The sequence below is a fragment of the Kitasatospora sp. NPDC041988 genome, assembly GCF_055588525.1.
The window spans coordinates 1-16,905 of sequence record NZ_JBVJCO010000022.1 but is presented as its reverse complement, the minus strand read 5'-3'; the positions used below and the strand labels follow the sequence as shown (position 1 = coordinate 16,905).

At 72.0% G+C, this 16,905-nt stretch carries 9 protein-coding genes and 1 rRNA gene; 2 read left to right on the top strand and 8 right to left on the bottom strand.

Translation table 11 applies throughout. The features are described from left to right. Positions 1 to 11: 11 nt before the first annotated feature. From pgsA to ACZ6NC_RS22155, 6 genes are all read right to left on the bottom strand, one after another. The gene (pgsA, locus tag ACZ6NC_RS22180) at positions 12 to 650 is read right to left on the bottom strand and encodes a CDP-diacylglycerol--glycerol-3-phosphate 3-phosphatidyltransferase (RefSeq protein WP_465735304.1); all 639 of its coding nucleotides are present in this window, start codon (positions 648 to 650) and stop codon (positions 12 to 14) included. Next, a complete protein-coding gene (gene rimO, locus ACZ6NC_RS22175) occupies positions 647 to 2,131 on the bottom strand; it encodes a 30S ribosomal protein S12 methylthiotransferase RimO (RefSeq protein WP_465735302.1) in 1,485 nt (494 codons plus the stop codon). Before rimO ends, pgsA begins: the two co-directional genes overlap by 4 nt. Positions 2,132 to 2,238: 107 nt before the next feature. After that, a complete protein-coding gene (locus ACZ6NC_RS22170) occupies positions 2,239 to 3,096 on the bottom strand; it encodes a helix-turn-helix domain-containing protein (protein WP_465735300.1) in 858 nt (285 codons plus the stop codon). A 264-nt stretch (positions 3,097 to 3,360) separates the two neighbouring features. Further along, on the bottom strand, positions 3,361 to 6,090 hold the full coding sequence (locus ACZ6NC_RS22165; RefSeq protein WP_465735298.1) for a DNA translocase FtsK: 2,730 nt from the start codon (positions 6,088 to 6,090) through the stop codon (positions 3,361 to 3,363). Positions 6,091 to 6,217: 127 nt separating this feature from the next. Continuing rightward, positions 6,218 to 6,853 carry a response regulator gene (locus ACZ6NC_RS22160; protein WP_465735296.1) on the bottom strand — a complete coding sequence of 212 codons (636 nt, stop codon included), beginning with the start codon at positions 6,851 to 6,853 and terminating at the stop codon, positions 6,218 to 6,220. Between the two features lie 321 nt (positions 6,854 to 7,174). Next, positions 7,175 to 11,689, bottom strand: coding sequence for a HAMP domain-containing protein (locus ACZ6NC_RS22155; RefSeq protein ID WP_465735475.1), 4,515 nt, complete (start codon positions 11,687 to 11,689; stop codon positions 7,175 to 7,177). Between the two features lie 574 nt (positions 11,690 to 12,263). Here ACZ6NC_RS22155 and ACZ6NC_RS22150 point away from each other — a divergent pair. Both ACZ6NC_RS22150 and ACZ6NC_RS22145 read left to right on the top strand, forming a co-directional pair. Continuing rightward, on the top strand, positions 12,264 to 14,825 hold the full coding sequence (locus ACZ6NC_RS22150) for a SpoIIE family protein phosphatase (protein ID WP_465735294.1): 2,562 nt from the start codon (positions 12,264 to 12,266) through the stop codon (positions 14,823 to 14,825). A 383-nt stretch (positions 14,826 to 15,208) separates the two neighbouring features. Next, positions 15,209 to 15,772 carry an acetate uptake transporter gene (locus ACZ6NC_RS22145; protein ID WP_465735292.1) on the top strand — a complete coding sequence of 188 codons (564 nt, stop codon included), beginning with the start codon at positions 15,209 to 15,211 and terminating at the stop codon, positions 15,770 to 15,772. 102 nt (positions 15,773 to 15,874) lie between these two features. Here ACZ6NC_RS22145 and ACZ6NC_RS22140 read toward each other — a convergent pair whose 3' ends face one another. Next, positions 15,875 to 16,723, bottom strand: coding sequence for a phosphatase PAP2 family protein (locus ACZ6NC_RS22140; RefSeq protein WP_465735290.1), 849 nt, complete (start codon positions 16,721 to 16,723; stop codon positions 15,875 to 15,877). Between the two features lie 95 nt (positions 16,724 to 16,818). Beyond that, positions 16,819 to 16,905, bottom strand: a 5S ribosomal RNA gene (gene rrf, locus ACZ6NC_RS22135); the annotation flags it as partial.

Genomic DNA, 16,905 nt, shown 5'->3' with positions numbered 1-16,905 from the left:
GTACTCCCCCGTCACCGGCTCGCGCGCTCCGCCGCCAGCCCCTCGCGGCGCAGACGCAGCGCCTGTCCGATGTAGTCCAGCGCGGTGCCGACGGTCAGCAGCACCGCCAGCCCCATCAGCACGGCCCGCGCGGTGGCGAGCCAGCCGGTCAGCTCCAGGACGTACATGCCGACCGCGATGCCCTGGGTGAGCGTCTTGAGCTTGCCGCCCCGGCTGGCCGGGATGACCCCGTACCGGATCACCCAGAACCGCATCAGGGTGATGCCGAGCTCGCGGGCCAGGATGACCGCCGTGACCCACCAGGGCAGGTCGCCCAGCACGGAGAGCCCGATCAGCGCCGAGCCCATGATCGCCTTGTCGGCGATCGGGTCGGCGATCTTGCCGAAGTCGGTGACCAGGCCCTTGCGCCGGGCCAGCTCGCCGTCGAACAGGTCGGTGATCATCGCGACCGCGAACGTGGCCCAGGCCACCGCCCGCCACTTGGGGTCGTGCCCGCCGTCGGCGAAGAGCAGCGCCACGAAGACCGGCACCAGCAGCAGCCGGAGCATCGTGAGCATGTTGGCGATGTTCCAGATCCCCGGCGCCGGCGGCACCGCGGCCGCCGGTCTCCCCGGGTGGGCCGCGGCCGGGGCGCCGGGCCCCTTGGTCATTCCCCGGCTCCCGGGGCCTGGCCGACCCGCACCTGCTCCAGCGCCTCGGCGACCAGGTCGACGCCCTCGCTGGCGACCACCCGGGCCCGGTGGAACTGGCCGATCTCGGGGTTCTCCACGCCCGTGAGCGTGGTGAGGCCGTCCGTCTCGGGAGCCTGGTGGGCGGCGCGGCCCTCGACGAGGTCGCCCTCCACCGACTCGATCAGCACCTCGACCTCGGTGCCGATCCGCTGCTCGGCCCGCTGGGCGGTCATCTCCTCGGCGAGCCGGCTGAGCCGGCTGAGCCGGTCCGCCACCACGTCCTCGGGCAGCTTGCCCTCGTAGGTCGCGGCCTCGGTGCCGTCCTCGTCGGAGTAGCCGAAGACGCCGATCGCGTCCAGGCCGGCGTGGGTGATGAAGCGTTCCAGCTCGGCGAAGTCCTGCTCGGTCTCACCGGGGAAGCCGACGATGAAGTTGGAGCGGGCGCCGGCCTGCGGAGCCTTGCCGCGGATGGTCCCGAGCAGCTCCAGGAACTGGTCGGTGGAGCCGAAGCGGCGCATCCGGCGCAGCACCGCGGGCGCCGAGTGCTGGAACGAGAGGTCGAAGTAGGGCACCACGTCGGTGGTGCCGGTCATCGCGTCGATCAGCCCGGGCCGCATCTCGGCCGGCTGGAGGTAGGAGACCCGGACCCGCTCGACGCCCTCGATCGCGGAGATCTCGCCGAGCAGCGTCTCCAGCAGGCGGATGTCGCCGAGGTCCTTGCCGTACGAGGTGTTGTTCTCGCTGACCAGCACCACCTCGCGGACGCCCTGCGAGGCCAGCCACTGGGCCTCCTGGAGCACGTCGGAGGGGCGGCGCGAGATGAACGAGCCGCGGAAGGCCGGAATGGCGCAGAAGGAACATCGCCGGTCGCAGCCGGAGGCGAGCTTCACCGAGGCCACCGGGCTGTCGTCCAGCCGCTTGCGCAGGGTGCGCGGCCCGGAGGCGGGCGCGAGGCCCTCGGGGAGGTCCTCCGGCGCGGTCTCGGCGGCGCCGTGGCCCGGCAGGGCGACCTCGGCGGCGGCGGCCTGGCGCTCGACCGGGCTCAGCGGCAGCAGCTTGCGGCGGTCTCGCGGGATGTGCGGGGCGTGGTGGCCGCCGGAGAGGATGGTCTGGAGGCGGTCGGAGATGTCCGAGTAGTCGTCGAAGCCGAGCACGCCGTCCGCCTCGGGCAGCGCGTCCGCGAGCTCCTTGCCGTACCGCTCGGCCATGCAGCCGACCGCGACGACGGCCTGGGTGCGGCCGTGTCCCTTGAGGTCGTTGGCCTCCAGCAGGGCGTCGACGGAGTCCTTCTTGGCGGCCTCGACGAAGCCGCAGGTGTTGACGACGGCGACGTCGGCGTCGGCGGCGTCGTCGACCAGCAACCAGCCGTCGGCCTCCAGTCGCCCGGCGAGTTCCTCGGAGTCCACCTCGTTGCGGGCGCATCCGAGCGTGACAAGGGCGACAGTACGGCGTTCAGGCATAGGGCCAAGATTAACGCGCGGCCGCCGGGGCCGTTCGCCCCGGAGGCCGCGCGCCTCGGATTACCGGATCTTCACCGGACCTTCGCCGGGCCGGAGCCCGCTCGTGGTCAGCCCGCCTGCGGGTCTCCGGGGGTGTACGTGACGTGCACCACCTGGCCGTTCTTGCCCGCCGGGCCGAGGTCCTTGCCGTTGACGTACACGTGCACGGCACCGGCGTTGCCGATCACCAACTTGATCTGCTTGGGGTCGGTGAAGGTCTGGTCCTGACCCTCCTCGATGTTGTTCTGGAACAGCGACTTGCCGGTGCCGTCCAGTGCCGAGACCCAGCTGGTGTCCTTCTCGGCGACCAGCTTCACGGTCACCTTGTCGGCCGGGGCGGCCGCGATCGCCGCGACGCTGGGCGCCGGGGCGGGCGGCTGCACGCTCGGCGAGGGCGCCGGGGCGACCGAGCCGGTGCCGGAGCCGCTGGGCAGCGGCGCGCTGGCCGAGCCGGTGGTCGAGCCACCGGTCTTGCCGCTGACCAGGTTGAAGCCGATCAGGACGACCACCGCGAAGATCGCGGCGACCATCGCGGCCGTCCAGTTCGGCCGGCCGCGGCCGGGGACCTTGATCGGCCCGCTGTCGATCAGCTGGGTCGGGCGCTTGGTGGCGGGGGCGCCGCCGTGCGCGGCGTCGTACTGCGCCACCAGCGCCTCGCCGTCCACACCGACCGCCCGGGCGATCGAGCGGATATGGCCACGGGCGTAGAAGTCGCCGCCGCAGCGGGCGAAGTCATCCTCCTCGATGGCATGCACGATCGGCACCCGCACGCGGGTGGCGGTACTCACCTGGTCCACCGTGAGTCCGGCGTCGATCCGGGCAGCGGACAGCACCCGGCCGATGCTCACGGCATCGGCCGCCTGCTCCGCGCCGTCGGAGGACTGGGCGGACGACGGGGCGTTCTCGCGGGACTTGCCGATGGTCACGGGGCACGCCTTTCGAGCGGATGGCCACCTGCTGGGGAACAGTCTAGGGGCGGGAGCGGATCGTTTCTCAAGCGGAACAGGCCCGAATGCGCACACCCGCCCGAACCAGGTCCCGACCGGCCACTGAGCGGCCGTCAGGGCGGGGGCCGCCGTTCACCGAGGCCGTCCCTTTCCGCCCTGTGACGCGGTGTGCGTACGTTCGGTTCCGTACCTCGCGCCTACCCTCCTCCGAACGAGTGAACACCCGCCGGAGGCACGGAGCGGTCAGCCGCGGATGCCGAGGATCACGCCGTCCAGCTCGTCCGGTTTCACCAGCACGTCGCGGGCCTTGGAGCCCTCGCTCGGGCCGACGATCCCGCGCGACTCCATCAGGTCCATCAGCCGGCCGGCCTTGGCGAAGCCGACCCGGAGCTTGCGCTGGAGCATCGAGGTGGAGCCGAACTGGGTGGAGACGACCAGCTCCGCGGCCTGGATCAGCAGGTCCAGGTCGTCGCCGATCTCCTCGTCGATCTCCTTCCTCGGCCCGCCGCCGACCGTGACGTCGTCCCGGTAGACGGCCGTCAGCTGGTCCTTGCAGTGCTGGACGATCGCGGCGATCTCCGCCTCGGTGACGAACGCGCCCTGCATCCGGACCGGCTTGCTCGCACCCATCGGCAGGAAGAGCGCGTCACCCTTGCCGATCAGCTTCTCGGCGCCCGGCTGGTCCAGGATGACCCGCGAGTCGGCCATCGCCGAGGTCGCGAACGCCAGCCGGGATGGCACGTTGGCCTTGATCAGACCGGTGACCACGTCGACCGAGGGCCGCTGGGTCGCCAGTACCAGGTGGATGCCGGCGGCCCGGGCCAGCTGGGTGATCCGGACCACCGAGTCCTCGACGTCGCGCGGGGCGACCATCATCAGGTCGGCCAGCTCGTCGACGATCACCAGCAGGTACGGGTACGGCTTCAGCTCGCGCTCGCTGCCGAGCGGCGGGGTGACCTTGCCGGCCTTCACCGCCGCGTTGAAGTCGTCCACGTGCCGGAACCCGTACGCGGCGAGGTCGTCGTAGCGCAGGTCCATCTCGCGCACCACCCACTGGAGGGCCTCGGCGGCCTTCTTGGGGTTGGTGATGATCGGCGTGATCAGGTGCGGGATGCCCTCGTACGCGGTCAGCTCGACCCGCTTCGGGTCGACCAGGACCATCCGGACCTCGTCCGGGGTGGCCCGGGCCAGCACCGAGGTGATCAGGCAGTTGATGCAGGACGACTTGCCCGCGCCGGTCGCGCCGGCCACCAGGATGTGCGGCATCTTGGCGAGGTTGGCCATCACGGTGTGGCCCTCGACGTCCTTGCCCATGCCGACGACCATCGGGTGGGTGTCCTCGGCGGCCGTGCGCGAGCGCAGCAGGTCGCCGAGGTTGACCATCTCGCGGTCCCGGTTGGGGATCTCGATGCCGACCGCGGACTTGCCCGGGATCGGGCTGATGATCCGGACGTCCGGGCTGGCCACCGCGTACGCGATGTTCTTGGCGAGCGCGGTGATCCGCTCCACCTTGACGGCCGGGCCCAGCTCGACCTCGTACCGGGTGACCGTCGGGCCCCGGGTGAAGCCGGTGACCCGGGCGTCCACCTTGAACTCGCCGAAGGTGCTGGTGAGCTGCGCCACCACCTCGTCGTTGAGGGCGCTGCGGGCCTTGGCCGGGCCGCCCCGATCGAGCAGGTCGAGCGAGGGCAACGCGTAGGTGATGCCCTCGGAGAGCTGGAGCTGCTCCATCCGCACCGGCGCGGGGCCGTGCTCCTCGGGTGCGCCCGGGCCGGCACCGGCACTGCGGGCGGCCGGGACGGCGGGCTCCTCCGGCGGGGCGGTGCGGTCCTGCACCTGGTGCATCATGTCCGCCACCGCCGAGGAGGCGGGCACCCCGTAGACCAGGGCGCCGTCCAGGTCGGCGGCGGCGCCGGCGGCGAGGTCCCGGGTGGCGTACGGGTCGTCCAGGTCCTTGACGAACGGATCCTTGACGAACGGGTCCCCGGCCGCCGTGCCGGGGACGGCGGAGGCCGGCTCCGGGTCGTCCAGGTGCTTGCGCCGGCGGCGGCGCCGGCGGGCGGCCACCTCGTCCTGCGGGGTGTCGCCGTCGGTGTCCACGGTGAACGGCAGAGCGGACGGGTCGGCGTCCTCCGGCGGCTCGGTGGAGAACTCGCGCTCCGGCGTGCGCCCCTCGGCGAACCGGTCCTCCGGTCCGGGCTCGACCACGCCGAGCCGCACCCCGGCCGCGCGCAGCCGCTCGGGGATCCGGTTGACCGGAGTGGCGGTGGTCACCAGCAGGCCAAAGAAGGCCAGCAGCAGGAGGAGCGGCACCGCGAGCGGCGGTCCGGCGGCTGCCATCATCGGGGTCGACACGGCCCAGCCGACGATGCCGCCGGCCGCCCTTATCCGGGTCGCGCCGCTGCCCATCATGGGCGCGCCGCAGCCGATGTGGACCAGGCCGAGGACGCCGACCACCAGCGCGCTGAGGCCGATCATGATCCGCCCGTTGGCCTCCGGCAGCTCCGGGTGGCGCATCAGCCGGACCGCGACCGCCGCCAGCAGGAACGGCACCAGCACGTCCAGGCGGCCGAACAGCCCGGAAACCACGTTGGTGGCCGCCTCGCCGAGCCAGCCCTGCGGGCTGAACCAGGTGCCGGCGGCCGTGACCAGCGCCAGCGCGAACAGCAGCAGGCCGACGCCGTCCTTGCGGTGCGCCGGGTCCAGGTTCTTGGCGCCGTCGCCGAAGCCGCGGAAGACCGCGCCGACCCCGTGCGCGAGGCCGAGCCAGACGGCCCGGACGGCGCGGAAGAGTATCGGCCTCGGCGGGGGCGGCGGCGCCGGAGCGGGCTTGGCCGCGGCCTTCTTCGCCGGGGCGGCCTTCTTGGCGGCCGTCTTCTTCGCGGGCGGCTTGGCCGGAGCCTTCGCCGCGGCCTTCTTGGACGGTCCCGGACTCGAACTGCGTGCCGCGCTTCCGGGCGTACGTGTGGCCATGGCTCAGCAGCCTACCGGGGCCGACCAGCCGTGCCCACGCGCTCGGTACGGGGTGCCCGGACGTGTCGCAGACACACCGTCATGCTGATCCGGTTTCACCCGGACGGGGCAGGCGGGCGGCTGCCGCCTACTCCACGCCGGGGCGCAGCGCGTCCAGGGCCCTGCGCAGGCCCGCCAGCTTCCGCTCCAGGTGCGCCGCGGTGGCGGCGACCCCGCCGTCCTCGGCGCCGTCCAGCTGCTTGACCAGCGCCTCGGCCTGCTCCTCCACCGACGCCAGCCGCGCGGACAGCTCGCCCAGCAGCGGACCGCCGATGGCCGGCTGCTCACCGCCCGCCTCCAGCTGCAGGCGCAGCAGTGCGGCCTGCTCCTTGAGCTGGCAGTTCTTCATGTAGAGGTCGACGAAGACCGACACCTTGGCGCGCAGCACCCACGGGTCGAAGGGCTTGGAGATGTAGTCCACCGCGCCGGCCGCGTAACCGCGGAAGGTGTGGTGCGGCCCGTGGTTGATCGCGGTCAGGAAGATGATCGGGATGTCCCGGGTACGCTCGCGCCGCTTGATGTGCGCGGCCGTCTCGAAGCCGTCCATGCCGGGCATCTGGACGTCGAGCAGGATCACCGCGAAGTCGTCGGTGAGCAGCGCCTTGAGCGCCTCCTCGCCGGAGGCCGCGCGCACCAGCGTCTGGTCCAGCGCGGAGAGGATCGCCTCCAGCGCCAGAAGGTTCTCCGGCCGGTCGTCGACCAGGAGGATCTTCGCCTTCTGCATTACGGCCCGCCCTCCTGTTGCCTGCCTGCCTGGGGAAGGCACCCGCGTACTGCCCACCATTACCCCGGTCATGCTAGCCGCACCCCCTCGCCCGGCACACCGCTCCGTCAAGACTTGATCCGCAGCAGCGTGCACCCAGTGCCCCGGCGCACGCTCAGCAGTGAGTCGCCATCCGGTCACTGTTCGCAACGATCGGTGACCCTACCCGGTTCCCGCCCCTCCCCGCCAGCAAACAGCTCGCCCCCGGGGCGTGAACTCCGGAGCGGGCCGGGCGCTGCACGCCCCCGCCGGTCATCTCGGTCCGGCGGGGCACCATGGCGGCTACCCCTTCCGGACCGTCAGCCACTCGTGCATCACCGTCAGCAGGTGGTCGGTCTCGACCGGCTTGGTGATGTGGTCGGTGGCCCCGGCCTCCAGGGACTTCTCCCGGTCGCCCTTCATCGCCTTGGCGGTCAGCGCGATGATCGGCAGGCCGGCGAACTGGGGCATGCGGCGGATCGCCTCGGTGGTCGCGTAGCCGTCCATCTCCGGCATCATGATGTCCATCAGGACCAGCGCGACGTTCTCGTGCTGCTCCAGCATCTCGATGCCCTCGCGGCCGTTCTCGGCGTAGAGGACGGTCAGGCCGTGCTGTTCCAGGACGCTGGTGAGCGCGAAGACGTTGCGGACGTCGTCGTCCACGATCAGCACCTGTTGGCCGTCGAAGCGGGTGTCCACCCGTCCGCCCGGGCGGACGGCGGGGCCGACGGCCGGCGGGCGGCCCACGGCGGAGGCGTCCAGGGCGGCGGCGCGGCGGCGTTCGACGGCACCCCGGCGGCGCTCCTCGGCGAGCTCGCGGACCTCCTGGGCCCAGTGGTCGGCCGGGTTCTCGCCGACCGGGACGGGCGTGCCGGCCGGGGTCACGGCGACGGCGGCGCGCACCGCCGGGGTGTTCGGGGCCGGCAACGGCGCACCGCCCGGGGCATCCGCGGCCTCGGTGCGCAGCGGCAGGTAGAGGGTGAAGGTGGAGCCCTTGCCCAGCTCGCTCTCGGCGTGGATCTCGCCGCCGAGCAGACGGGCGATCTCCCGGCTGATCGAGAGCCCGAGGCCGGTGCCGCCGTACTTGCGGCTTGTGGTGCCGTCGGCCTGCTTGAACGCCTCGAAGATCTCCCGAAGCTTGTTGCCGGGGATGCCGATGCCGGTGTCGGAGACCGAGAAGGCGATCAGCTCGTCGTCCGGTCCCTGGATCGCGCCGGCCTCCAGCAGCCGCTCCCGGACGTGCTGCGGGACGTCGGCGCCGGCCTGGCTGATCGAGAAGTCGACCGCTCCGGTGTCGGTGAACTTGACCGCGTTGGAGATCAGGTTGCGCAGCACCTGCTGGAGCCGCTGCTCGTCGGTGTGCAGGGTGACCGGCAGCGCAGGCGAGACCCGGACGGCGAAGGCGAGGCTCTTGTCCAGAGCGACCGGCTGGAAGGTGGCCTCCACGTAGTCGACCAGCTGGACGAGGGCGATCCGGGCCGGGCGGACGTCCATCTTGCCCGCCTCGACCTTGGAGAGGTCGAGGATGTCGTTGATCAGCTGGAGCAGGTCGGAGCCGGCGCCGTGGATGGTGTCGGCGAACTCGACCTGCTTGGGCGAGAGGTTGCCCTCGTTGTTGTCGGAGAGCAGCTTGGCCAGGATCAGCAGCGAGTTGAGCGGGGTGCGCAGCTCGTGCGACATGTTGGCGAGGAACTCGCTCTTGTACCGGGAGGCCAGGGCGAGCTGCTCGGCACGCTCCTCCAGGACCTGCCGGGCCTCCTCGATCTCACTGTTCTTGATCTCGATGTCGCGGTTCTGCTGGGCGAGTTGCGAGGCCTTCTCCTGCAGCTCCTCGTTGGTCCGCTCCAGCTCCTCCTGACGCGCCTCCAACTCGGCGGACCGCATCGAGAGTTCGGCGGTCAGCCGCTGCGACTCCAGCAGCAGGCCCTCGGTCTTGGTGTTGACGCTGATGGTGTTGACGGTGACGCCGATCAGGTCGGCGATCTGGTTGAGGAAGTCCAGCGCGACGGTGGTGAAGGAGCTGAACGTGGCCAGCTCGATCACGCCCAGCAGCCGGCCCTCGAACAGCACCGGCAGCACCACGATGTGGGCCGGCGAGGCCTCCCCGAGGCCCGAGGCGATCTTGAGGTATCCGGGCGGCGCCTCCTTGAGGATGATCGCCCGCTTCTCCACCGCCGCCTGGCCGATCAGCGACTCACCGGGCCGGAAGATGGTCGGCATCGCCCGCCGCTGGTAGCCGTAGCTGCCGATCAGCCGCAGCACGGTGTCGTTCTCGTCGTCGTCCTCGGTGATCAGCTCGGCGGTGCGGCCGGCCGGCTGGGCGAGGAAGAAGGCGCCGTGCTGGGCGGAGACCACCGGCGTCAGCTCGGTCATGATCAGCGAAGCGACCGCCTCCAGGTCCCGGCGGCCCTGCAGCAGGCCGGAGATCCGGGCCAGGTTGGTCTTCAGCCAGTCCTGCTCCTGGTTGGTGCGGGTGGTCTCGCGCAGGTTGGCGATCATCTGGTTGATGTTGTCCTTGAGCTCGTCGAGCTCACCGGCGGCGTCCACGTCGATCCGCAGGCTCAGGTCGCCCCTGGTCACGGCGGTGGCGACCTGCGCGATCGCGCGCACCTGCCGGGTCAGGTTGTTGGCCAGCTCGTTCACCGACTCGGTGAGGTCCTGCCAGGTGCCGTCCACGCCGGGGACGCGGGCCTGGCCGCCGAGCCGCCCGTCGGTGCCCACCTCGCGGGCCACCCGGGTCACCTCGTCGGCGAACGCCGAGAGCTGGTCGACCATGGTGTTGATGCTGGTCTTGAGCTCCAGGATCTCGCCGCGGGCGTCCACGTCGATCTTCTGCGAGAGGTCACCGCGGGCCACCGCCGTGATCACCAGCGCGATGTTGCGGACCTGGCCGGTCAGGTTGTTCGCCATCAGGTTGACGTTGTCGGTCAGGTCCTTCCAGATGCCGGCCACGCCCGGCACCCCGGCCTGACCGCCCAGGATGCCGTCGGTGCCGACCTCGCGGGCGACCCGGGTCACCTCCACGGCGAAGGCGGAGAGCTGGTCGACCATCGTGTTCAGGGTGCCGGCCAGCGCCGCGACCTCGCCCTGCGCCTCGATGTCGATCTTCTTGGAGAGGTCGCCGCGGGCCACCGCCGTCGCCACCTCGGCGATGTTCCGCACCTGACTGGTCAGGTTGGACGCCATGAAGTTGACGTTGTCGGTGAGGTCCTTCCAGATGCCCGACACGCCGCGCACCCGGGCCTGGCCGCCGAGGATCCCCTCGGTGCCCACCTCGCGGGCCACCCGGGTCACCTCGTCGGCGAACGCCGACAGCTGGTCGACCATGGTGTTGACGGTGGTGACCAGCTCCAGGATCTCGCCGCGGGCATCGACGGTGATCTTCTTGGAGACGTCGCCGCGCGCGACCGCGGTGGTCACCTCGGCGATGTTGCGGACCTGGCTGGTCAGGTTGTTGGCCATCAGGTTGACGCTGTTGGTCAGGTCCTTCCAGGTCCCGGAGACCCCCGGCACGCTCGCCTGGCCGCCGAGGATGCCCTCGGTGCCGACGTCCCGGGCGACCCTGGTCACCTCGTCGGCGAAGGCCCCCAGCTGGTCCACCATCGTGTTGATGGTGTTCTTGAGTTCGAGGATCTCGCCCCGCGCGTCCACCTGGATCTTCTGCGACAGATCGCCCTTGGCGACCGCCGTCGTCACCTGGGCGATGTTGCGTACCTGATCGGTGAGGTTGTTCGCCATGAAGTTGACGTTGTCGGTCAGATCACGCCAGACACCGGCCGCGCCGGGCACCTGCGCCTGACCCCCCAGCCGCCCCTCGGTACCCACCTGGCGGGCCACCCGGGTCACCTGCTCGGCGAACCCCGAGAGCTGGTCCACCATCGTGTTGATGGTGTTCTTCAGCTCCAGGATCTCGCCCCGCGCGTCCACCTCGATCTTCTGCGAGAGGTCCCCGCGCGCCACCGCCGTCGTCACCTGCGCGATGTTGCGGACCTGGCCGGTCAGGTTGTCGGCCATGAAGTTGACCGAGTCGGTCAGATCCCGCCAGACCCCGGCAACGCCCGGCACCTGCGCCTGACCGCCGAGCCGGCCCTCGGTACCCACGTCCCGGGCCACCCTGGTCACCTGTGCGGCGAAGCCGTTGAGCTGATCCACCATCGTGTTGACGGTGTTCTTCAGCTCCAGCATCTCGCCGGCCACCTCGACCGTGACCTTGCGCGACAGATCGCCCTTGGCCACCGCGGTCGTCACCTGCGCGATGTTGCGCACCTGCGCGGTCAACCGGCCGGCCATGGTGTTGACCGAGTCCGCCAGGTCCTTCCAACTGCCCGAGACACTGCGCACCTTGGCCTGGCCGCCGAGCTTGCCCTCGGTGCCGACCTCGATCGCGACCCTGGTCACCTCGTCGGTGAACTCGGAGAGCTGGTCCACCAGCCCGTTGACCGTCCGGCCGATCTTCAGGTACTCGCCGCGCAACGGGTGACTCACCCCGTTGCTGTGCAGCGAGCGCAGCTCCATCTTCTGGTCGAGGTCACCCTCGGCGATCGACGCCAGCACCCGGCCCACCTCGGCCATCGGCCGGGCCAGGTCGTCGATCAGCGCATTGCAGTTGTCGACGGCGGCCATCCAGGCGCCCTCGCCCGCGCCGGTCTCCAGCCGCTCGTTCAGCCGGCCCTCCCGGCCCACCGCCCGCCGCACCCGCGCCAGTTCTCCGGTCAGGTGCTGGTTGCGCTCGGCAACCTCGTTGAACACCGCGGCGATCTCGGCCAGCGGCCCGTCGCCCGGCACGGTCAGCCGGCGGCGGAAGTTGCCGTCCCGCATCGCGGTCAGCGCGGCCAGCAGCTTGCGCAGCTCGGCCGGCTCGGCTCCCCGGTTGTGGTTCGCTCGCCGGCCGGCCGCGCTCCGCGGCGCGGCCCCGGACCGCGCACCACGCTGGGCGGGCGGCGTCGTACCGGTTGCGTCCTTGGTGGCCGAACTCAACGGGCCCCTCCCAGATCGTGAACTGTCCGGTGACCGGCCGCGCCCCCGTCCGGGGCCCGGAACCGGACACCGGCCCGGCGCAACTGCGTCCCAGCGGACCTCGTGGCCCACCGGAACCCACACGACCGTACTGCTCCGACCGGCCGCCGCGGACCCCCCAGTCTGGCAGGACTTGCGGCGGGTATACGGCTGGTTGCGCTCGGTTGGTGCCGACCCGGTGGAAACAGGTGGGCAGAATCACCCTTGGGTGCCTGTTTCGACGCCCCGCCCCCACGGGGAACCAACCGGAAAGTAGGGTGGAGCGCTGCACCGGGCCACGACCCGACCCAGCGCCGCCGCTCACCCCGCCGGCGCGCACGGGGAGTCGGCGCCACAACCCGGACAGCCAGGGCCAGAGCAGAGGAGAAGTGGCAACGTGGTCACCGCGCGCGCAGCCGCCACCTTCGAACCCGTCGGCCGGTCGGCCGGCGCCGCCCGCTCCTTCGTCCGGGACGCCCTGGTGGGCTGGGGCCTGCCCGAAGTCGTCGACGACGCCGTCGTGCTGGTCAGCGAACTCGTCACCAACGCCGTCGTGCACGCCGGCACCGCCGCCGAGGTCTGCTGCCTGCGCGAGGACGGGACCGTCCGGATCGAGGTCACCGACCACCACCCCGAACGCGGCCTGCCGTCCTTCGCCGACGTCCCCGTCACCGCCTCCGACCGCTACGCCGACCCCGACGGCGAGGGCGGCCGCGGCCTGTTGATGTGCTCCGCCCTCGCCGAACGCTGGGGCGTCGAGTACTCCGCCGGCCGCAAGACCGTCTGGTTCCGCCTCGCCCTGCCCGCCCACGTCGCCGGCACCCGCTACGCCGTCCCCGCCACCCCGGGCGGCGAACTGCCCACCAGCACCGGCCCGGTGCACGTCGCCGTGGTCCGACTCGACGACGACGGCCGCGTCCTCGCCTGGAACTCCGACGCCGAGGCGCTCTTCCGGCACCCCGCCGACGCCGTCCTCGGCCGCCCCTGGGCCGACCTCGCCGTCTGGCCGCAGGGCCCCGGCACCGGCCTCGGACTCGCCGCGACCCTGCGGCTGGCCCGCTGGGAGGGCAGCTACGGCCTGCGCCACGCCGAGGGCCGCACCGTCGAGGTGTACGGCCTGCAGGTCCGCATCCGCGACACCGAGGGCACCCCGTCCACCCTCTGCCTGCTCGTCCTGGAAACCGACCGGGCGGTGCTCCGCTCCCCCGCCCGCGCACTGCCCGGCGACAAGGCCGACCAGGCCGCCGGCCGGCTCGACCTGCTCGCCGGCCCCACCTCCACCGACGACCTCGACACCCTGCTCCAGCGCACCGTCGAACGCGCCCGCGACCTGCTCGACGCCGACGCCGCCTACGTCCTGCTCACCACCGAGGACGAGACCGAGTTCGAGGTCCGCGCCGCCACCGGCCTCACCACCGGCCACCGCCGGCACAGCCGGTTCCCCGTCGAGACCGGCAACCGCTACGACTCCGCCCGGCTGCCCTCCGTCCACGAGGACCTCGCCACCCGCCCGACCGGCCTCGCCCTGCTCACCGGCAGCGGCCTGCGCTCCCTGCTCACCGTCCCGCTCAAGGTCGAGGGCCGGCTGATCGGTTCGCTCGGCATCGCCGCCGCCGCGCCCGGCCGCTACGACAACGAGGACGCGCTGCGCCTGCAGTTCGCCGCCGACCGGGTCGCGCTCGCCGTCGAGAGCACCAGACTCACCGAGCTCGACCGGCTGCGCCGCGGCTCGCTCTCCTTCCTCGTCGAGGCCTCCGACCTGCTGGCCGGCACCCTGGAGCACGAGCAGACGCTCGCCCTGATGGCCCAGATGGCCGTCCCCACCCTCGCCTCCTGGTGCGCCGTCTACACCAACGGCGACCACGGCGCCGCGGCCTCGCTCGCCTTCGTCCTGCACGAGGACGAGGACCGCATCGACCCGCTGCGCGACCTGCTCGACAAGACCCCCGCCCCGGAGTCCGGCCCCACCCACGGCGTCCGCTTCTGGGCCGCCCCGGCCGACACCGCCCGGGCCGGCGGGCTGACCGACAACCCCGAACTCTCCGGCCTGCTCGGCGAGACCGTCGTCCTGCCGCTCACCGCCCGCAACCGCGTCATCGGTCTGCTCGCCCTCGGCGTCCCGGCCGGCGTCCGGTTCCGCCAGGAGATCCTGGAGCTCGCCGAGGACCTCTCCCGCCGGGCGGCCCTCGCACTCGACAACTCCCGCCTCTACTCCGAGCGCACCGCCACCAGCCAGGCCCTCCAGCGCAGCCTGCTGCCGCCGGACCTGCCCGAGATCCCCGGCGTCGAAGTGGACGTCTACTACCAGGCCGCCGGCGAGGGCAACGAGGTCGGCGGCGACTTCTACGACCTCTTCACCATCCGCGAGGGCACCTACGGCTTCGCCATCGGCGACGTCTGCGGCACCGGCCCCGAGGCGGCCTCCGTCACCGGTCTCGCCCGGCACTCGCTGCGCCTGCTCGCCCGCGAGGGCCTGGACGCCCCGCAGGTCCTCAGCCGGCTCAACGCGGCCATCCTGGACGAGGGTTCGCGCAGCCGCTTCCTCACCCTGCTGTACGGCGAGCTGACACCCCGCCCGGACGGCAGCACCGAACTGTCGCTGGTCTGCGCCGGCCACCCGCTGCCGCTGCGCCTGCGCACCGACGGCCAGGTCGACCGGGCCGCCACCCCGCAGCCACTGCTCGGGGTGATGGACGAACTCGACCTCACCGCCGAGCACTTGGTGCTCGCGCCCGGCGAGGTCCTGCTCTGCGTCACCGACGGCGTGACCGAACGCCGGGAGGGCTTGCGGATGCTGGGCGACGACGGCCTCGCCGAGGTACTGACCGGGTGCACCGGGCTGACGGCAGGCGCGGTGGCCCTGCGGGTGCAGCGGGCGGTCGAACGGTTCGCCCCGGAGCCGCCGTCCGACGACATGGCGATCCTGACCCTGCGGGTGCCGTCCCAGCGCAGGGGCTGAGCACTGCCGCGCTCGGGTTGGGCGGTATCGTCCGTGAGCTGCGCGCTGGAGTCGGTGGGCTGCGCGCTGGTGCGCCCGGGTTGAGCACTGCTGCCCGTACCGGGATGGCGCGGAGGCCAACCGTGAGCGTTCCACAGCTGACGGCGCCACAAATTGTGCGATTCACAAGGGTACAAGCTCGTTCGGCCGGGTACACCGATCTCACCGGGGAATCCCCCGGCGGGGACACGACCAGCGGTTCCTCCGCTGGACCGTCATTCTGACCGCAGCCGTCGCACGCTCCAGCCGTGCGCCCTCGGCGCGGTCGCGCGCATCCACCTCATCGAACATCCCTCGTGCGGTCGACCGCGCCCTGCGCGCGCCCAGAGTGAAAGGAGCCTCCGGTGAGCAACGAAGCTTCCGGGGCACAGAACGCCCGTTCCACCGGTGCCGACGCGGGTAACCTCGGTTACCTCGCCCTCGGCCTGACTCTCCTCGCCTACGGTCTTCTCTCCACCGGCCTCCTCAGCGGCACCGGGGTCGGGGACTCGGCACATCTCGCCCACCTCCTCGGCGGTATCACCCTGTTCATCGCCGGCCTCTGGCAACTCCGCGGCGGCGAGGGCTTCACCGGCACGGCCTTCACCGGCCTCGGCGCCTTCTGGGCCACCTGGTCGGCGGCCGGCGGCGCCGGCAAGAACGCGGCCGGCCTGTTCCTCCTGCTGTGGGCCCTGCTCGCCCTCACCCTCACCGCCGCCAGCTGGAACGCCGGCCTCTTCAGCCGCGCCGTCTACGGTCTGCTGACCGTCTCGCTGGTGCTCTCCGCCTTCGCCACCTTCAACACCTCCGGCGGCCTCGCCAAGTTCGCCGGCTGGGTCGCCGCGGCCTCCGGGCTGGTCGCCTGGTACTGGGCCACCGCATCGCTGACCAACAGCGCATGGGGCCGGGCCGTACTGCCGGTCAAGTAAGGTCCGGTCGAGCAAGGCCCGGTCAAGCAAGGTCCGACGCCGCAACACACGCGGGCCGGCCTCCCCGAGCGGGGAGGCCGGCCCACCGGCGTGTCCGTTCGGCTAACTACGGGTGCCCGCCCGCTCCCCGGCCGGCGCGTCGACCGCCGCCGGCCCGGTCCGGGCAGCCCGGCGGGTCCGACGCCGGGCGAAGGCCGCCTGGGCGGCATAGGAGAAGAGCAGGATCGCGACGGCGACCAGACCGTCCGCCCAGAAGTGGTTGGCCGTGACCACCACGACCGCGACGGTCAGCACCGGGTGCAGCACCACCAGCCAGCGGAGCGAACTCGTCGACACCCTGATCACCGCCACTGCGGCCAGCACGCACCAGGCCACGTGTACCGACGGCATCGCCGAGAGCTGCGCGGCGACCACCACCCCGCCGACCGCGCCCCCGTACACCGACTGCCCGTACTCCGCGGCCACGTCGACAAATCCGTTCTGCGGCAGCATCCGGGGCGGCGCCACCGGGATGAACTGCACGGCGAGGCAGATCGCCGTCGTGATCACCACGGTGTTCCGCACCCACGCGTACCGCTCGCGGTGCCGCACGAAGACCCAGGCCAGGACGGCGATCATCACAGCGAAGTGCATCGCGGCGTAGTAGTAGTTCGCCGCCTTCACCGCCACCGGGTACGGCGTCACCGCCGCCTGCCAGGACGCCTCGTCCGGCAACCCGACCGCCAGCTCCGTCCGGTGGATCCAGCTCGCCCGGTCCAGCGCGTGCTCGGTACTCATCAGGGACAGGTGCCCGACCAGTTGCCAGAGCGCGAACAGCGCCAGCAGCGTGCCGGCCTCCCGCAGCAACGCCGGCAACGGGCCGCGCCGCCACCTCGACGCCGCGTACGCACTCCCGTAGAGAGCGACCGCGGTGCCCCCGGCGGACTGCCAGGTAAGGGTCAGGTTCTGCAACGGTTCGTGCCTTCCGCCGAGCCGGGGTGTGCTGGCAGAGACGTTAACGCAAAAAGACCCCCTTCCGTCCGGAAGGGGGTCTTTTTGGAATGATTGTTCGGCGGCGTCCTACTCTCCCACAGGGTCCCCCCTGCAGTACCATCGGCGCTGTGAGGCTTAGCTTCCGGGTTCGGAATGTAACC

What these genes read in the sequence shown, in the direction of transcription:
- ACZ6NC_RS22165 (WP_465735298.1), bottom strand. Translation starts at nt 6,090, where the DNA reads ATGGCCACACGTACGCCCGGAAGCGCGGCACGCAGTTCGAGTCCGGGA.
- pgsA (WP_465735304.1), bottom strand. Translation starts at nt 650, where the DNA reads ATGACCAAGGGGCCCGGCGCCCCGGCCGCGGCCCACCCGGGGAGACCG.
- rimO (WP_465735302.1), bottom strand. Translation starts at nt 2,131, where the DNA reads ATGCCTGAACGCCGTACTGTCGCCCTTGTCACGCTCGGATGCGCCCGC.
- ACZ6NC_RS22155 (WP_465735475.1), bottom strand. Translation starts at nt 11,689, where the DNA reads ATGCGGGACGGCAACTTCCGCCGCCGGCTGACCGTGCCGGGCGACGGG.
- ACZ6NC_RS22160 (WP_465735296.1), bottom strand. Translation starts at nt 6,853, where the DNA reads ATGCAGAAGGCGAAGATCCTCCTGGTCGACGACCGGCCGGAGAACCTT.